Source organism: Pseudomonas delhiensis (assembly GCF_900187975.1).
Taxonomy (GTDB): domain Bacteria; phylum Pseudomonadota; class Gammaproteobacteria; order Pseudomonadales; family Pseudomonadaceae; genus Pseudomonas; species Pseudomonas delhiensis.
In genome coordinates this window covers 117,195-133,421 of record NZ_FZPC01000005.1, presented here as the reverse complement: position 1 = coordinate 133,421, position 16,227 = coordinate 117,195, and the positions used below count along the sequence as shown (strand labels likewise).

Sequence of the window (16,227 nt, the reverse complement as noted above, 5' to 3'; positions counted from 1 at the left end):
CCCACTCTTCCTGACGCCGGGCTTGCCCGGCGTTTTTTCGTCCGGAGGCTCGATGCTGCGTTCTCTCGCCCTGCTCTGCGGCCTGGCCCTGCTGGCCGGCTGCGCCACTTCGTCGTACGACGGCGGCTCGGCGCGCGGCTACCGCGCCGAAGGCACCGCGTCCTACTATGGCCGCGCGCACCACGGCAGGAAGACCGCCAGCGGCGAGCGCTTCGACCAGCACGCCCTCACCGCCGCGCACCGCAGCCTGCCCTTCGGCACGCGGCTGAAGGTCACCAACCTCGACAACGGCCGCAGCGTGGTGGTGCGCGTCAACGACCGCGGGCCCTTCGGCCGCGGCAGGATCATCGACCTGTCCCGCGGTGCGGCGCAACGCCTCGACATGTTGCGCACCGGCACGGCGCCGGTGCGCCTGGAAGCCATCGACTAGGAGCAGTCCGAATGACCGACAAGCGCAAGGCCGGCGAACAGGTACGCCGGGAAGTGATGGGCGACGCCTTCGTCGACCGCGCCCTGAACAACGCCACCGACTTCACCCGGCCGCTGCAGGACTTCGTCAACGAAAACGCCTGGGGCAGCGTCTGGTCCCGCGACGGCCTGCCGCGCAAGACCCGCAGCCTGATCACCCTGGCCGCCCTGACCGCGCTGAAATGCCCGCAGGAACTGAAAGGCCACGTGCGCGGCGCGCTGAACAACGGCTGCACGGTGGAAGAAATCCGCGAAGCGCTGCTGCACTGCGCGGTCTACGCCGGCGTACCGGCAGCGATCGACGCCTTCCGCGCGGCGCAGGAAGTGATAGAGGCCTGGCAGGCGGATCAGAGGGCCTGAACGTAGGGCGAATAACCGTTCGCGGTTATCCGCCGTTACGCTGAGCTTATGCCCGGTGTCGCAGTCGAATTCGGAGTGCCCGGAAAGAGGCGCTCCGTGACCGAGCTCGAAGCGCGCCTGGGATCGAAGTCAAACGGCGGATAACGCCGTAGGCGTTATGCGCCCTACGGTCCCGGGAACTTCGCGGCCCCGCTTCACACCGAACGGTCCCCTCTCCCGCTTGCGGGGGAGGGTCAGGGAGGGGGAGCGGAGTTCAGGCCAGGCACCGGCACATCGGCGAAGTCCGCCCCTCTCCCCAGCCCTCTCCCTGAAGGGAGAGGGGGCTTGTCCTGAGCAAGCTGAAGATCAAGAGTCAGCCGGCAACCCCACCGTCTCGCAGTGAGCTTTGCGGCCCCGCTTCACACCGAACGGTCCCCTCTCCCGCTTGCGGGGGAGGGTCAGGGAGGGGGAGCGGAGTTCAGGCCAGGCACCGGCACATCGGCGAAGTCCGCCCCTCTCCCCAACCCTCTCCCTGAAGGGAGAGGGGGCTTGTCCTGAGCAAGCTGAAGATCAAGAGTCAGCCGGCAACCCCATAGTCTCGCAGTGAGCTTTGCGGCCCCGCTTCACACCGAACGGTCCCCTCTCCCGCTTGCGGGGGAGGGTTAGGGAGGGGGAGCGGAGTTCAGACCAGGCACCGGCACATCGGCGAAGTCCGCCCCTCTCCCCAACCCTCTCCCTGAAGGGAGAGGGGGCTTGTCCTGAGCAAGCTGAAGATCAAGAGTCAGCCGGCAACCCCATAGTCTCGCAGTGAGCTTTGCGGCCCCGCTTCACACCGAACGGTCCCCTCTCCCGCTTGCGGGGGAGGGTCAGGGAGGGGGAACGGAGTTCAGGCCAGGCACCGGCACATCGGCGAAGTCCGCCCTGCCCGCAAACGCTCTTGCTTGCAGCTTGTAGCTTGCCGCTTGCCGCTTGCAGCCGCTCCTACGGATAACTGAACCGCTTCACCAAAGTCAGCTCCCCCGGCTGCCGCATCGGCACCAGGAAGCTCTCCTGCTTCTCGTCCGGCGTGCCCTCCTCCGTCACTATCGTCACCCTGGCCGTGGTCAGCGGCTGGGCGGCCTCGACGTTGCCGCTCTCCTCGTCCTGGCTGTAGCCGCCGCCGAAGTAGTTCACGTAGACCAGGTACGCCCCCTTCAGCGGCGTCGGCGTGGCAATGATTTCCGGGCCGTAGCCGGTGGTCACGTCGACGTCCTGGGCGGCGCCGTTGGGCAGGCTGCGGTTGCCGTACCAGACGTGGCCGCCGTCGGGGGTCAGCAGGTGCAGGTCGAGGTCGGTGTTGTCGCTGTCCCAGGACAGCAGCACGCGCAGCTTGGCCGGCACCTCGCCGCCGCCACCGCCGTGGTAGAACTGCACGCGCTCGTGGCGCTGGCCGTCCGGGCTGATCACCTCGACGCTGTTGCTGCCGGCCGGGAACGCGTAGGGGCGGTCGAAGCCGCCGTCCTCGCCGATCTTCAGCGGCATGGACACGCCATTGACCACCAGGGTCGCCGGCCGGCCCTTGGGCGCGTTGGCGATCTCGCCCCTGATCCGCGCGCTCAGCGCCTGGTCGGCCGGGGTGTTCACCGAGGCCGCCGGGTAGTTCACGCGCTGGCGGAAGTTGGCGCCCTCGCCGTTGCCGGGTCGCCAGCCGCCCAGCGGGGCGTCCAGGCGGATGCCCGGCTCGGTGGCCTGGGCCAGGCCGGCGGCGAGCAGGGAAAGGAACAGGTAGGGACGCAGCGTCATGGCGGTCATTCCAGTATCAGGCGGCGGGCGAGGCTTTCGACGAAGTCTTCGTCCTGGCCGTTGGGGTGCGCCTGGAAGGCCAGGTGCAGGTATTCGTGGGTGAGGTCGAGGCGGTCCTGCAGCGAATACAGGCCGCGCACGTAGATGCGCTGGCGCTCGCGGTCGACGTAGGGGCGGCCCGAGGCCAGCTGGCAGACGGCGAAGCTCTGCAATTCCTCGTAGCCCGGCTCGCCTTCCAGGCGCGGGCGCCAGCCACGGCGCTGCTTGCGCAGCCAGTCCTCGGCGGCGGGCAGCGGCTGGCAGGCCGCCAGCGGGTTGTTCCAGGCGCTCAGGCTGGCGCGCGGGAAGGTGCGGGCGAGAATGGCGTCGAAGCGCAGGCCGCTGGCCGCCTGGGCCTTGGCCTCCTGCCAGGAGAGTTTCGCCGGGCCGGCCTGGTCGGCGTGGTAGGTGACCGGGCTGCCGGCCAGCACCAGGCCGTCGGTGAAGGCCGCCACGGCGCGCATCTGCGCCGTGGCCGGGCGCGGGGCGACGCGCTGGCGCTGGCTGCTGTCGTCGATGTCCAGGCAGTCGCCGTGCTGCGCGCCGTTCTGCAGCAGGTAGCTGCGGATGGCCACCGCCAGGGCGCGGGCGGCTTCCACCGGGGTGGCCGCGGCTTCGCGCTGCAGCACGCGGGCGACGTATTCCTCGCGCTCCAGCCGGGCCACCAGCCAGGGCTTGCCGTCGCGCTGGAGGAAGAGTTCGCCGTCGCTGTGGATATCCAGGTCGTTGCCGTTCTCGAAGCTCACCCGGTAGCTGCCGCTGAGGCCGCCGGCCGCCGCCGGACGGCCCTGGACGTCGAAGACCTCGCGCAGCGGGTAGCGGCTGAACAGCGGCACCGCCACGCAGCGCCCGGCCTCCCGCGGCCAGGGCGCCGGCAGCAGCGCCCCCAGCGCCTCGGCATACTGCGCCAGCAGCGTCTTGCTGGTGCCGGGACCGGACACCCAGACCGGCGTGCCGTCCACCAGCCAGCCGGCGAAGCCGCCACGGCGCGCCTGCGGGTCGCGCTCGTCGAGCCAACTCCAGGTCTTCACCCGCAGGCGCCCGCCAAGGCTGGCCACGGCGTGGCCGTCGTCGGCGTTCACCACCACGTCGAGCAGCACGCGGCGCGCCTCGTCCTGGGCCGGCAGGCGGCCGAGGACATCCAGCAGCTCGGCCACCGGCACCTCGGTCTGCGGCTGCAACTTGTCCAGGTCCAACAACCAGGCCGGCGCCGCGTACGCCTGCCAGTACCGGCGCCAGGCCGCGGCGTCCAGGCCCAGGCGCGCCGGCTGGAAGTACAGCCCGCAGGATTTCACCAGCGCCTGGTCGCGGCCGATGCTCTGCCCCGCCGAGCAGCAGTAGACCTCCTCGCGGGACTGGCCCTTGCAGGCATAGGCCGGCTCCTGGCGCTGGTTGTCCACCAGCCAGGCGAAGACGAACAGCTTCCACAGGCTGCCCAGGGGCGTGCGCAGGTCCGCCGGCAGCGGCTCGCGGGCCAGCACCTGCTGGCGGTCCAGGCGCAGCAGCTGGTCGCCCTGGGCGGTGCGCCAGGCGAACTGCACGGGCGGCTGCGCCGCCGCGCAGAGCGGCAACAGGAGCAGCAGCCAGGCCAGGCGCTGTCCCATCTACTGCACCTTGACCCTGGCCAGCGCCGGGTTCTGTTCCAGGGCCTGCTCGGCGGGCGCGTACATGCGCACATAGCGCGCCGGCGGCAGGGCGAACTCGCCCTTCTGCGAGAAGCGCACCAGGTGGCGGAAGCGCAGCTCGCCGGCGAGGCTGTCCACCGGGATGCCGTAGTGCAGGTCGCCCGGCTCGTTGCGCGCGCGTTCCAGGCTGGTGGCCTCGGTGCCGCCCAGGCCGCTGACCTGGATGCCCCAGGTGGTGCGCTCGACGTCGGCGCCCGGCGGCAGCGGCACTTCCAGCATGCCGTAGCGCAGCGCGGTGGGCTGCTCGGTCTTGACCGTCACTTCGTCCAGGTACAGCTCGTCGCTGGACAGCGGCTTGTCGCCCAGTTCCTCGACCTTGAAGGCGAAGGCCTTGTCGCCCGGCACCAGGCGCAGCAGGCGGCGGCTGATGCTCACCGGCAACTGGCTGGCCGGAGCCTCGGCGCTGCGGTAGCTGAGCGCGGCGTTGAGCGGGCGCGACGGCGGGCTCTGCAGGGTCAGCTCGGCGGGCACGCCCTGGCCCTGCCACTGCCAGTAGCGCTCGCCGCTGGGGCCTTGCTGCTCGAGCCAATCCTTGCCCGGCTTCAGCGTTTCGGCCGCCGGCGCCTGGGCCAGGGCGCGCTGCAGCCAGGTCAGCGCCAGGGCGCGTTCCAGGGTCGACTGCTGCGGGCCCAGGCGCGCCAGCAGGGCGCGGGCGCGGTTGGCGTCGGGCGCCGCCAGCGACAGCTGCACCGCCTGGGCGAACGGCTGGTCGCTGTTGTTGACCTTGAAGCGCGCCCCATCCAGCTGCTTGGCGAAGGCCGCCGGCAGCGGCACCTTGGCCTGCTGCGCCAGGTTCGCGGCCAGTACCCGCGCCACCGCCAGGCCGAGGCTGGAGTCCGGCGCGGCCATCACCAGGCTGACTTCGGCGTCGGCCGGCAGTTTCGCGTCCTCGCCCTCCCCGGCCTTGGCCAGGTCGTCGAGCAGGCCGCCGACCAGGGTCTGCACCGGCAGCTGCATGTCGCGGGCGAAGCCTAGGATCAGCGCGCGTTGCAGCAGCGGCGTCTGCCCGGCCAGCTTGGCGTAGAGGTCGAGCACGCGCTGCCAGTGCTCCGCCGGCAGGCTGATCTGCAGCGCGCGGCTGGCGTGCCAGTCGGCGTAGTAGGCGTAGGCGGTGAGGAAGGCGTCGCTGTCGGTGTTGTCGCCCCACCAGGTGAAGTAGGCGTTGGGCCCGGCCATCTGCACCAGGCGCAGGCGGCTGTTCTGCATGATCAGGCGCAGGCGGTCGCGCACCCGCGGCTCGCCGCCGGCCAGCAGCGGGTAGGCCACGCTCAGCGGCAGCAGGCGGCTGGCGGTCTGCTCGACGCAGCCGTAGGGGTAGGCCAGCAGGTCGTCGAGGCTGCCGCGGAACAGCGCGCTGGCGCTGTCGTCCAGGCGCAGGCGGATGTCGCGGGCGTCCGCCGGCAGTTGCAGCGGGCTGTTCTGCCCGGCCAGTTGCAGGCTGCGCGCTTGCAGCACCTGCCAGCCGTCGGCGGCCAGGGCGAAGCGCACGCCCAGGCTGTCGCGCAACTGGCCGTCCTGGCGCAGCTCGGCGCTCCATTCGCCATCGCTCAGGGCCTGGGCCGGCAGGCGCACGTAGTTCACACCCCTGGCCAGCTCCAGCGCCTGGGTCTGCTCCTGGCCGGCGTAGCGCACCAGCAGCTCGGCCTTGACCGCCTGCTCGCCCTGGTTGAAGACGAACAGGCCGAGGTCCGGCCTGTCGCCGGCGCGGAAGCGCTGCGGGCCGCTCCATTTCAGGTACAGCGGCTTCTCCGAGCGGATGAACTGCTTCTTCTGGCCGACCTGGCCGTCGCCGTCCATGGCCCGCGCGGTGATGCGCCAGCGCGTCAGCGAATCGGGCATGCGGAAGCTGAAGCGCGCCTTGCCCTGGGCGTCGGTGACCAGCTTCGGCTCCCAGGCGGCGGTGTCCACGTCCTCGCGGCGCGGCCGCTCCAGCACCTTCACCCCGCGCTCGCTGCGGTTGCTGCGCCCCGGCGCGCTGGCGTTGCCCGGCAGGGCCACGTCGTAGCTGATGAAGGCCAGGCTGGCGCTGGTGCGCACGTTGTTGCGCCGCGGATGGTAGAAGAACTGGTCGATGCCCGGGGCGATCTCCGGTTGCAGGGCGTAGATCATCTCGTCCACCACGCCTACCGCCACCTGGCTGGACACCGGCTTGCCGGCGTAGCTGGTGGCCAGGTCCACGGTCACGGTCTCGCCCGGCTCGTAGCGCTCCTTGTCGGTGGCGATGGCAATCTCCACCTGCGGCACCGTCACCTTGATGCCGGCGTTCTGGAAGCTGTAGTCGCCGCCGCGGGTGTAGAGCACCGAGAAGGTCAGGTTCGGCGAGAAGTCCGGCTTCACCGGGATGCGCGCGCGGTACTGGGTGGGGTTGAGCTTCTCCAGCTTCAGCCAGTCGCCGCCCCTGGACAGCAGCGCGGTGGCCTCGACCTTGTCGCGCTCCAGCGAGAGCAGCGCGTCGTCCACCGGCTCGGGGAAGGTGATCAGCGCCAGGGCTTCGTCACCGGCCTGGTACTCGGCCTTGTCGAGGACGATTTCCACGGTGCCGGGCACCGCCTTGACGCCCTCCCCGCTCACCGAGTGGCCGGTGCCGCCGAGCAGTTGGCCCTGGGCGTCACGCAACTCGATGCTGTAGGTGCCGGGCTTGGCGAAGGCGATGGCGAACTTGCCGTCGCCGGCCTCGCCGTCACCCGTGGAGCGGTCTTCCAGGCGCACCCAGCGGTAGCGCTTGGGCTTGAGTTCGGTGGGCTGTTCGGGCGCGTAGCTGAACTCGACCTGGTCGCCCACCGCGCTGAAGCGCTGCGGCGCGGCCAGGCTGTAGCGCGCGGCGCCGCGCTCGATGAGGATTTCCTTGCTGGTCTTCACCCGGTAGGCGGCGCCGTCGCTGGCGAACACCGTCAGCAGGTAGCGGCTGGGCTTGTCCGCCGCCGGCAGCTCGATGGCGGCGCGGCCCTGGGCGTCGGTGGCAAGCTCGGTGCTGGTCAGCTCCACCGGGAACTGGCCGAGGTACTGCAGTTCGTTGTCCACCATGGACAGCTGCTGGGCGCGCAGGCTCAGTTGCAGCTTGGCGTTGGCCACCGGCTTGCCGTCCGGGTAGAGCAGCACCAGGTTGCCCTTCACCGCTTCGCCGGTCTTGAAGTCCGGCTTGGCCAGGTCGAGAGCGATCTCGAAGTGCGGCTTGATGTACTCGGCCACGCGGAAGGCGCTGCTGTAGGTCTGCCCGCGGTAGTCGAAGCGCAGCTCGTAGCCGCCGGCCACGGCGTTGTCCGGCAGCTGGAAGCGGCCGTTGGCGCCGGCCTTGGGGTCCAGCTGCAGGTCGAGGGTCTGCAGGGTGGTGCCGGCGGCGTCGATCACGCTCAGCTTCACCGGCGCCGCCTGGGGCGCGGCGGAGTCGCGGGCGTTCTTGAACTCGCGGCCGTAGATCTTCAGCGCCACCCAGTCGCCCGGGCGGTACAGCGGGCGGTCGGTGAAGGCGTAGAGCTTGGTGTCGTAGATCTCGCTGTCGTAGTAGAAGTTTTCCGAGACGAAGACGCCGCCCTCCTTGTCCTCGCCTATCACGAAGGAGCGCTCGGGGCTGGCGTGCTGCAGGCGCAGCAGGCCCTCGGCGTCGGTGCGGCCGCTGCTCATCACGCCCAGGCCGTCGGTCCAGAGCACCTGGGTGTCGGGCACCGGGGTGCCTTCGTGCTTGCGCGCCGACCACACCAGCAGTTCGTTGCCGGCGATCTTGCTCACCGCCACCGTGTTGGAGACGAATACCACGGTGGTGGCGCGGTACTTGCCCACCAGCGCCTCGACCAGGTACAGGCCGGGCTTGAGCTTGCCCAGGGGGATGTAGACGTTGCCCGGCGAGACGTTGATGAACTCGCTGGAGGAACCGGCCAGCTTGACGTCAGCTGGCGGTTCGATGGGCTTGGCGTCCCACAGCGGGTAGCGGAACTGCTCGACCATCGGCAGCCCGGGAATCGGCGCGTACTGCGGCTGCGCGTCGTAGGGCGTGGGCGCGCTCATGGCCTGGCCCATCTTCAGCTCCGGCACCACCTCGGTGACCTGCTTGCGCGACTCGTAGGAGAAGGCGCGCTGCATCACCCGCCGCGACTTGCGGTACCAGTTGTCCCACAGGTAGGCCAGGGTGTTGGCCAGGCCCTCGCCCTTGAACTGCCCCTCGGCCAGCACCCGGTGCAGGTTCTTCTGGCGCTTGAGGAAGTCCAGCGGCTGGTCGATGCGGTACACGCGCATGTCCACCCCGCCGTAGGCTTCCATGCGGTAGCGGCGGTAGTCGCGGCCCGGCGCCTCCAGGCGCACGCGGGCCTCTTCGTCGGTGGCGAAGCTGCTGTCGGCGAGCAGGAAGAAGGACTCGCCGCTGACCGGCGCGTAGTTGCTCGCCGGCACCTCGTCGTCGGCCCGCAGCGCCTGCGGTGCGCCCAGCAGCAGGCCGCCCAGGGCCAGGCCGGCGCACAGCGCGAGCAGCTTCATCGGGCGAGGAACGACAAGCGATACACGCCGACGAAGTTGGGGTTGGCGGGGTCGGGTATCCATCGGGTGTCCTTCCATGTCATGAGTTGTTGCAGGCTGACCGAGCGCATGCCGTTGTCGGTCGGCGTGCTGCTGCCGGTGTGGTAGGCGATGTGGCGGCCCATCCAGATCATCAGGTGCTGGTCGTCGCCCTGGTCGAAGAAGATCAGGTCGCCCGGCCGCGCCTGGTTGAGGTCGCGGCCGACGAGGGTGCTGTTGTACTGGATCAGCTTGATGGCATTGACGTAGGGGCCGAGCTGGCCGCCGCCCTGCCGCCAGTTCTGCGCCAGGGCGCGCTGCTCGTCGGTGAGCGCCAGCTCCGGCGGCAGGTAGCGGTTGGACAGGCCGTTGGCGCGCAGCCACCTGGCGTCGTGGGGCTTGAGCGCCTCGTTGGCGGCGAAGCGCACCAGGCCCGCGCAGTCCTGCTGGTGCCAGCGCGGGCTAGGGCCCTGGCGCAGCTGTTCCTCGGCGATGCGCACGAACCAGGCGCGGAATACCTGGGACTGCTCCGGGTCGAGCGCGGCGCTGCCGGCCTGGGCCGCCTGGGCGGCCCACAGGCCGAGCGCCAGCAGCAGCGCCCGTGGCCTCACAGCGCGCGCCACTGCAGCGGCAGCCATTGCCAGGGTTGTTCGGCGCGGCTGCCGGCGGGCAGGCCAAGGGCATAGCCGCCATGCCCGGCCAGGGCCTTCAGGCGCGGCAGCAGCAGGCTGTCGGCGGCGTTGCGGAACACCGGCTCCAGGTCCTGCGGCAGGCTCTCCAGGGTCTCGCGCTGCAGCAGCGTGGACAGCGACTGCGGCGCCAGGTAGGCCGGCACCAGGGCATCCCTGGGCAGCACGTCGGCCAGCGGCGGGAAGCGCTTGTCGAGGGTGCCCAGGGCCTTGTCCAGCAACTGGTCGTCGAGGGAGAACAGCAGGGTGCTGCCCTGCCGCGCCAGGCCGACACGGAAGAAGCCGCGGCCGCTGACGGCGTCCGGGTCGGCCGCATCGGCAGCGGCGTATTGGCCGAAGTTGGAGCTGACCTGGCGCAGCCACTTGCGCGTCTCGCCCTGACGCTGCTCGTCCACCGGGAAGTTGCCGCCCTCGGCGTTGGCCTCGTAGGCGCCCACCAGGCTGGCGAACAGCCGCCCCAGGTCGGCGTCCAGTTCGGGGCCGGGCGGCGCGCTGAGCGTGGCCACCAGCAGCGGGGTGTACAGCCGCGAGTCGGCGTACCAGCACAGCCCGGCGGCGCCGGACAGGTGCTCGGAAAAAGCCGCGGCCATCTTCTGCTCGGCGCCCAGGCGCACCAGCAGGCTGTCGTACAGGCCCGGGGTCAGCGGCAAGGCCACGCAGGCGCTGGCGCCCATGGGCATGGCCTGCCACACGGGGGTGAAGTCCAGGTCCGGCTGGCGCTCCACCGGGTTCAGCGCCAGGTAGCTGTTCCAGCCCTTGGCGTCCTTGTCGAAGCGCACCCCGGCGAAGGCCGGGATGAAGCGCTGGTAGCCCATGGTCAGGGCGCCGGCGCCGAGGCTGACGCGCTGGCTCAGCTCGCCGCGCGGGCCCAGGCCGAAGGCGCGGGGGAAGGCTTCGTCGTCGCCGCCCAGCAGCGCGGCCAGGTCGGCGCCGGCCTGGGCGTCGGCCTCGCCCATTTCATCGCCGGCGGCCCTGGGGAAGAGCATCTTCGGGTTGGACAGCAGCACCAGATAGTCGCCGCTGGAGGCGAACAGCAGGGTCTTCTGGCCGTTGTAGCGCAGGCGGTAGACGCCGGCGCCGCCCTTCAGCTCGCCGACCTTGCGCAGCTGGCTGTCGTCGGCGGCGAGGTGCGCCAGGGGCTCCAGCAGCCTGGCCAGGCCACCGCGCTTCATCACCACCAGGAAGTCGCGCAGGCGGCCGTCGGCGCCGCGCCACAGGGCGACCTGGGCCGGCTGGTCGAGCAACTCCTCGACCAGGTTGTCCTTCAGCGTCAGCTCGTGTTCGTAGACGATGCGCCGCAGGCTGCCGGCCAGGCCCAGGCGGTCGCCGTCGTTCTCGTAGTAGAAGACGAAGTCCTCGGTGAGGGTGTCGCGCAGCAGCGGCACCTCCAGCAGTTCCTTGGGCAGGCGGGCGAGCGAGGCGCTTTCGATCAGCGCGTCGGGGTGCCGGATGTCGCGGCCCTGGGCGTTGGCCGGCGGCGCCTCCAGGCCCGGCAGCGGGCCGCTGGGCGGCGCGGTGACGACGTAGCGCAGCAGCAGGCCGCCGAGGACCAGCAGCACCAGCGCCAGGCCGCCGATGATCAGCGGCCAGCGCTTCACGCCGGGGCTGTCGGCGGCGGGAGTGGAGGGACTGGGGGTGGTGTTGTCGCTCATGCGTGCTCGATCCTGTTGCATCCCTGGCAGGGGACGGCTCTCAATAGGTGAAGGTCTTGACCAGGACCAGGTCGCCGATGGTGCGCAGCGGCACCACGAAGGTCTCGCGCTTCTCGTCGACGCTGTTCTCGTTGAACACCAGGTTGACCTGGGCGGTGATGACCTCCTGCTGGTTGGCGCCGGCCTGGAAGTTATAGCCCTGGGCGCCGAAATTGCCCCAGTAGTTCACGTAGACCAGGTAGGTGCCGTGCAGCGGCGCGGCCATGCTGAACATTTCCGGGCCGGGGCCGTCGACGCCGTCCGGGTCCAGGCCGCCGCCGTTGTTCAGCCGCGGCCGGGCCCAGAAGGCGTGCTGGCCGTCGGGGGTGACGATGTGCAGGTCCAGCTCGGCCTTGGGGTCGTCCCAGCCCAGGGCCACGCGCACCCGCGGCGGAATGCGCCCGGCGTTGGCCTCGTAGAACTGCACGCGCCTGAGCGACTGGCCGTCGGCACTGGCCACCTCGACGCTGTTGGAGCCCGCGCCGAAGGCATAGGGCCGGACGAAGTGCCCCTGGGCATCGGTATACAGGGGCAGCGGGTTGCCGTTGACCACCAGGCGCTGGGCGCGCTCGGTGCCGGCGAGCTGCTTCAGGTCGCCCTCGATCAGGCTGCGGCCACGCTGGCCGCCGCGGTCGATGGGCGGGGTGGGATAGGCCACGCGCGGGCTGTCGAGGTCGTCGAGCAACCCCGAGTAGCGCCAGCCGCCGGCCGGGCTGGACAATTCGGCGCCCGGCCCGGCGTACGACGACGCCAGCCACAGCAGGCCGGGCAGCAGCGCGAGGCTGCGGGCGGAATCCTGGAAACGCATGAGCAATCCTTTGTCGCGCGTTGGAAGGGGTAAGTGTAACCGCCTGTAAAACAGCTTGAAATGGCCTTCGGGCAGAGCAAGTGATGCCGTCTGCGAATTCAGAATCTGCTTAGACCGTTCCCCAACAGGCGGCGGTTATCCAGGACGTAGGGCGCATAACGCCTACGGCGTTATCCGCCGTTTGACCTCGATCCCGGGCGCGCTTCGAGCCCGGTCACGGAGCGCCTCTTTCCGGGCACTCCGAGTTCGACTGCGACACCGGGCATAAGCTCGGTGTAACGGCGGATAACCGCGAACGGTTATACGCCCTACGCCGAGGGTGGGCTGGACGTAGGGCGCATAACGCCTCCGGCGTTATCCGCCGTTTGACCTCGATCCCAGGCGCGCTTCGAATTCGGTCACGGAGCGCCTCTTTCCGGGCACTCCGAGTTCGACTGCGACACCGGGCATAAGCTCGGTGTAACGGCGGATAACCGCGAACGGTTATACGCCCTACGCCGAGGGTGGGCTGAACGTAGGGCGCATAACGCCTCCGGCGTTATCCGCCGTTTGACCTCGATCCCGGGCGCGCTTCGAACTCGGTCACGGAGCGCCTCTTTCCGGGCACTCCGAGTTCAACTGCGACACCGGGCATAAGCTCGGTGTAACGGCGTATAACCGCGAACGGTTATACGCCCTACGCCGAGGGTGGGCTGGGCGTAGGGCGCATAACGCCTACGGCGTTATCCGCCGTTTGACCTCGATCCCAAGCGCGCTTCTAGCTCGGTCACGGAGCGCCTCTTTCCGGGCACTCCGAGTTCGACTGCGACACCGGGCATAAGCTCGGTGTAACGGCGTATAACCGCGAACGGTTATACGCCCTACGCCGAGGGTGGGCTGGACGTAGGGCGCATAACGCCTCCGGCGTTATCCGCCGTTTGAACTCGATCCCGGGCGCGCTTCGAACTCGGCCACGGAGCGCCTCTTTCCAGGCACTCCGAGTTCAACTGCGACACCGGGCATAAGCTCGGTGTAACGGCGTATAACCGCGAACGGTTATACGCCCTACGCCGAGGGTGGGCTGGGCGTAGGGCGCATAACGCCTACGGCGTTATCCGCCGTTTGACCTCGATCCCAGGCGCGCTTCGAACTCGGTCACGGAGCGCCTCTTTCCGGGCACTCCGAGTTCGACTGCGACACCGGGCATAAGCTCGGTGTAACGGCGGATAACCGCGAACGGTTATTCGCCCTACGCCGAGGGTGGGCTGGGCGTAGGGCGCATAACGCCTCCGGCGTTATCCGCCGTTTGACCTCGATCCCAGGCGCGCTTCGGGTTCGGCCACGGCGCGCCTGTTTCGGGGCACTCCGGGCTCGACCGCGACGCCGGACATGAGCTGGGTGTAGCGGCGTATAACCGCGAACGGTTATACGCCCTACGAACTTGCCGGCTGACGCTGCGGTTCGGGGGTTGGGCACCTCAGATCCACCCACCCCACTGCAGGATGAACAGCCCGATATTGGTGGTCAGCGCCGCCGCCAGGGTGGTGATGACGATGATCGAGGCCGCCAGCTCGGCGTTGCCCTGGGCCGCGCGCGCCATCACGTAGCTGGCCGCCGCCGTGGGGCTGGCGAAGTAGAGGAACAGCACGCCCAGTTCGGCGCCGCGGAAGCCGCACAGCCAGGCGGCGGCGGTGCACAGCGCGGGCAGCCAGACCATTTTCATCAGGCTGGCGCTCAGGGCCAGGCTGCCGCTGCTGCGCAGGGCCGGCAGCGACAGGGTGCCGCCGATGCAGACCAGCGCCAGGGGCAGGGTCATCTGCGCGAAGTAGTCGCCGGAGGTGAGCACCCAGGCCGGCAGCCGGATGCCCCACCAGGCGAACGGGAAGGCCGCCAGCACGCCGAGGATCAGCGGGTTGAGCAGCACCTGGCGGGCGATGCTCAGCGGGTCGGACTTCAGTACCGGGCTGTAGATCGCCAGGACCACCGTGGCCAGCGTGTTGTAGCAGAGGATCACCAGGGCCGCGAGCACCGAGCCCAGGGCCAGGCCGTGCTCGCCGTAGAGGCTGGTGGCCAGGGCCAGGCCGACGATACCGTTGTTGCCGCGGAAGGCGCCCTGCACGTAGACGCCGCGTTCCTCGCGCGGCACCCGCCAGAGCGCCCAGCCCCAGGCGAGGAGGAAGCCGCCGAGGGTCGCCAGGCAGAAGAACGTCAGCACCGCCGGGCTGGCCGCGCGGTGCAGGTCGGAATGGTAGATGCCGAGGAACAGCATCACCGGCATGGTGGCGTTGAACACCAGGGCCGAGGCGGTCTGGATGAAGCCCTGGTCGATCCAGCCGACGCGCCGGAGCAACACGCCGATGAACAGCATGGAGAACACCGGCGCGGTGATGCCGAGGGTCTGGAACAGCAGTGCGAGCATGGAGGGGAAACGCCGGCGGAAAAACTGCGGCGATCATAGCAAGGGGCACTGCTTCGCGTGCTAACGATTTGCCTCAGGCGGGCTCCGCTTCCTCGGCGCGCGCCCGCGGGCGCTCGGGCGCCGGCAGCTCCAGCGGGCGCTGTTCGTCCAGGCGGGTGAGCTTGCCGTCGACGCTGGCGCCGTTCTCCATGCTCAGCTGGCGGTAGTGGATGTTGCCGATGACGCGGGCGTTGGAATGCAGCTCCAGCAGGTGCTCGACGTACAGGTCGCCAACGATGGTGCCGTCGATGAGCGCGTCGTAGCTGCTCACGCAGCCCTCGATCCGCCCTTCCGCGCCCAGGGCCAGCAGGCTCTGGGTGCCCGGCTTGTGGCGCACGTTGCCCTGGATGCGGCCCTGGACCTTCAGGCCCTCCTCGAACTCCAGGTCGCCCACCAGCGCCAGGTTGCCCGACAGCAGGCTGGAAAACCTGTCCACCGCCACCTGCGGCCCCTTCTTCTTGCTGCTGAACATGTTCGTCCTCCTGCGGATCACTTGGCGGGTTTCTGCTGGCGGTAGAACGCCAGGTCGGTCTTGAGCTTCTTGAGTTCCCCGGACATCTGCTCGATGCGCCGCTCCAGCTGCTCGCGCGTGGCCTGCGCCTCGGCGGCCAGCAGGCGCTGGCGCTGCAGGTCGGCGGCCAGCGCGGCATTGCCGGCCTGCAGCTCATCGATGCGCTGCTGCGCCCCGTCCCGCTGCGCGCCGCGCCAGAAGTGCAGCGCGGCGAAGGCCACGGCCAGCGCCAGCGCGGCCCAGAGCAGCGGCCGGTAGCTGCGCGCCACCTGCGCCCGCGGCTGGTGCTCGGCGCGCAGCAGCTCGCGGGTGGTCGAGGGCCTAGTCCTGGGCCAGCGCATCGAGGGCCTTCTCCATGTCGCCCAGGGAGAGGAAGTGCTGCGGGTCGACGAACTCGCCGCGGTAGAGCACTTCGAAGTGCAGGTGCGAGCCGGTGGAACGGCCCGTGGAACCCATGGCGGCGATGCGCTGGCCGGGCATCACCACCTCGCCGACGCGCACGTGGAGCTTCGACAGGTGCGCGTAGCGGGTGAGCAGGCCGTTGCCATGGTCGATCTCCACGCGGATGCCGTAGGAGCTGAAAGGCCCGGCCGCGACCACCCGGCCGCCGGCGGCGGCCTGGATCTCGGTGCCGCTGGGCGCGGCGAAGTCGAGCCCGGAGTGGAAGGCCAGGCGGCGGTTGAACGGGTCCACCCGGTTGCCGAAGGCCGAGCCCAGGCGCGCCTTGCCCACCGGGCGATGGGTGGGGATGGCGAGGAAGTCGGCGTTGCGCCGCGACACCGCGTCCAGCAGCAGGTCGAGCTGGCGGCGCAGGCAGCGGGCGGCCGCGGTGCCCTGCTGCACGTCGACCAGCGGCGCGGCCTGGCACGGCCGCGGCGGCAGCAGCAGGCCGCCCTCCCCGTCCTCATGCGGCGCCGCGGCGTCGCCGGGCACCAGGGCGGGGTCGATGCGCGCCAGCTTGCGAGCGATTTCCTCGTGGCCGTCGACCACCTTGAGCAGGTAGGCGGCGTCCTTCTCCAGCACCTGCAGGCGCCCGGCCAGCTCGCCCAGGCGCGCCACGGCGAAGCGCTGTTCCGGGGTTTCGCCCGGGGCGGCCTCGGCCACGGCGGCGGCGGGCGCCATCGCGCGGCCGAACCAGAGGCCGGCGGCGAAGGCCAGGGCGCCGAGCAGCAGGGCGAGGCCGGCGGCGGCCAGCAGCCAGCGACGCAGGTTGACCAGGCGCAGCGGCTCGCGGGTCAGCGCCTGCCAGGAAGGCAAGAGAACGTGCATTGGGGTACCCAGGCGACGAAACAG

Annotated in this window: 12 protein-coding genes; 2 read left to right on the top strand and 10 right to left on the bottom strand. The window is 70.4% G+C overall.

Going from position 1 to position 16,227, the window contains the following annotated elements; genetic code table 11:
* The first annotated feature begins 52 nt into the window (after positions 1–52).
* Together CHC02_RS06025 and CHC02_RS06020 are read left to right on the top strand one after the other, a co-directional pair.
* The gene (locus CHC02_RS06025; RefSeq protein ID WP_089390595.1) at positions 53–430 is read left to right on the top strand and encodes a septal ring lytic transglycosylase RlpA family protein; all 378 of its coding nucleotides are present in this window, start codon (positions 53–55) and stop codon (positions 428–430) included.
* A gap of 11 nt (positions 431–441) precedes the next feature.
* On the top strand, positions 442–828 hold the full coding sequence (locus CHC02_RS06020; protein WP_089390594.1) for a carboxymuconolactone decarboxylase family protein: 387 nt from the start codon (positions 442–444) through the stop codon (positions 826–828).
* Between the two features lie 960 nt (positions 829–1,788).
* Here the strand turns inward: CHC02_RS06020 and CHC02_RS06015 are convergent.
* The 10 genes from CHC02_RS06015 to CHC02_RS05970 all read right to left on the bottom strand — a co-directional run bounded on the left by CHC02_RS06015 (position 1,789) and on the right by CHC02_RS05970 (position 16,203).
* Positions 1,789–2,589 carry a YfaP family protein gene (locus CHC02_RS06015; protein ID WP_089390593.1) on the bottom strand — a complete coding sequence of 267 codons (801 nt, stop codon included), beginning with the start codon at positions 2,587–2,589 and terminating at the stop codon, positions 1,789–1,791.
* A gap of 5 nt (positions 2,590–2,594) precedes the next feature.
* A complete protein-coding gene (locus tag CHC02_RS06010; protein ID WP_089390592.1) occupies positions 2,595–4,232 on the bottom strand; it encodes a DUF2300 domain-containing protein in 1,638 nt (545 codons plus the stop codon).
* Complete coding sequence (locus CHC02_RS06005; RefSeq protein WP_089390591.1) at positions 4,233–8,780, bottom strand: alpha-2-macroglobulin family protein; 4,548 nt, start codon at positions 8,778–8,780, stop codon at positions 4,233–4,235.
* Positions 8,777–9,436, bottom strand: coding sequence for a DUF1175 domain-containing protein (locus CHC02_RS06000; protein ID WP_089390590.1), 660 nt, complete (start codon positions 9,434–9,436; stop codon positions 8,777–8,779). Before CHC02_RS06000 ends, CHC02_RS06005 begins: the two co-directional genes overlap by 4 nt.
* Entirely contained in the window at positions 9,406–11,139 is a 1,734-nt protein-coding gene (locus CHC02_RS05995; protein ID WP_089390589.1) for a DUF2138 domain-containing protein, read from the bottom strand. Before CHC02_RS05995 ends, CHC02_RS06000 begins: the two co-directional genes overlap by 31 nt.
* A gap of 40 nt (positions 11,140–11,179) precedes the next feature.
* Complete coding sequence (locus tag CHC02_RS05990) at positions 11,180–11,986, bottom strand: YfaP family protein (protein ID WP_089390588.1); 807 nt, start codon at positions 11,984–11,986, stop codon at positions 11,180–11,182.
* A gap of 1,456 nt (positions 11,987–13,442) precedes the next feature.
* Positions 13,443–14,384, bottom strand: a complete 942-nt coding sequence (locus tag CHC02_RS05985) for an AEC family transporter (protein ID WP_089390587.1) — start codon at positions 14,382–14,384, stop codon at positions 13,443–13,445.
* A 73-nt stretch (positions 14,385–14,457) separates the two neighbouring features.
* Positions 14,458–14,895 carry a bactofilin family protein gene (locus CHC02_RS05980; RefSeq protein WP_089390586.1) on the bottom strand — a complete coding sequence of 146 codons (438 nt, stop codon included), beginning with the start codon at positions 14,893–14,895 and terminating at the stop codon, positions 14,458–14,460.
* Positions 14,896–14,912: 17 nt separating this feature from the next.
* Positions 14,913–15,275, bottom strand: coding sequence for a hypothetical protein (locus CHC02_RS05975; RefSeq protein WP_244161025.1), 363 nt, complete (start codon positions 15,273–15,275; stop codon positions 14,913–14,915).
* Positions 15,256–16,203 (bottom strand): M23 family metallopeptidase, encoded by a 948-nt coding sequence (locus CHC02_RS05970; RefSeq protein WP_089390585.1) that lies wholly within the window; start codon positions 16,201–16,203, stop codon positions 15,256–15,258. Before CHC02_RS05970 ends, CHC02_RS05975 begins: the two co-directional genes overlap by 20 nt.
* Positions 16,204–16,227: the final 24 nt, after the last annotated feature.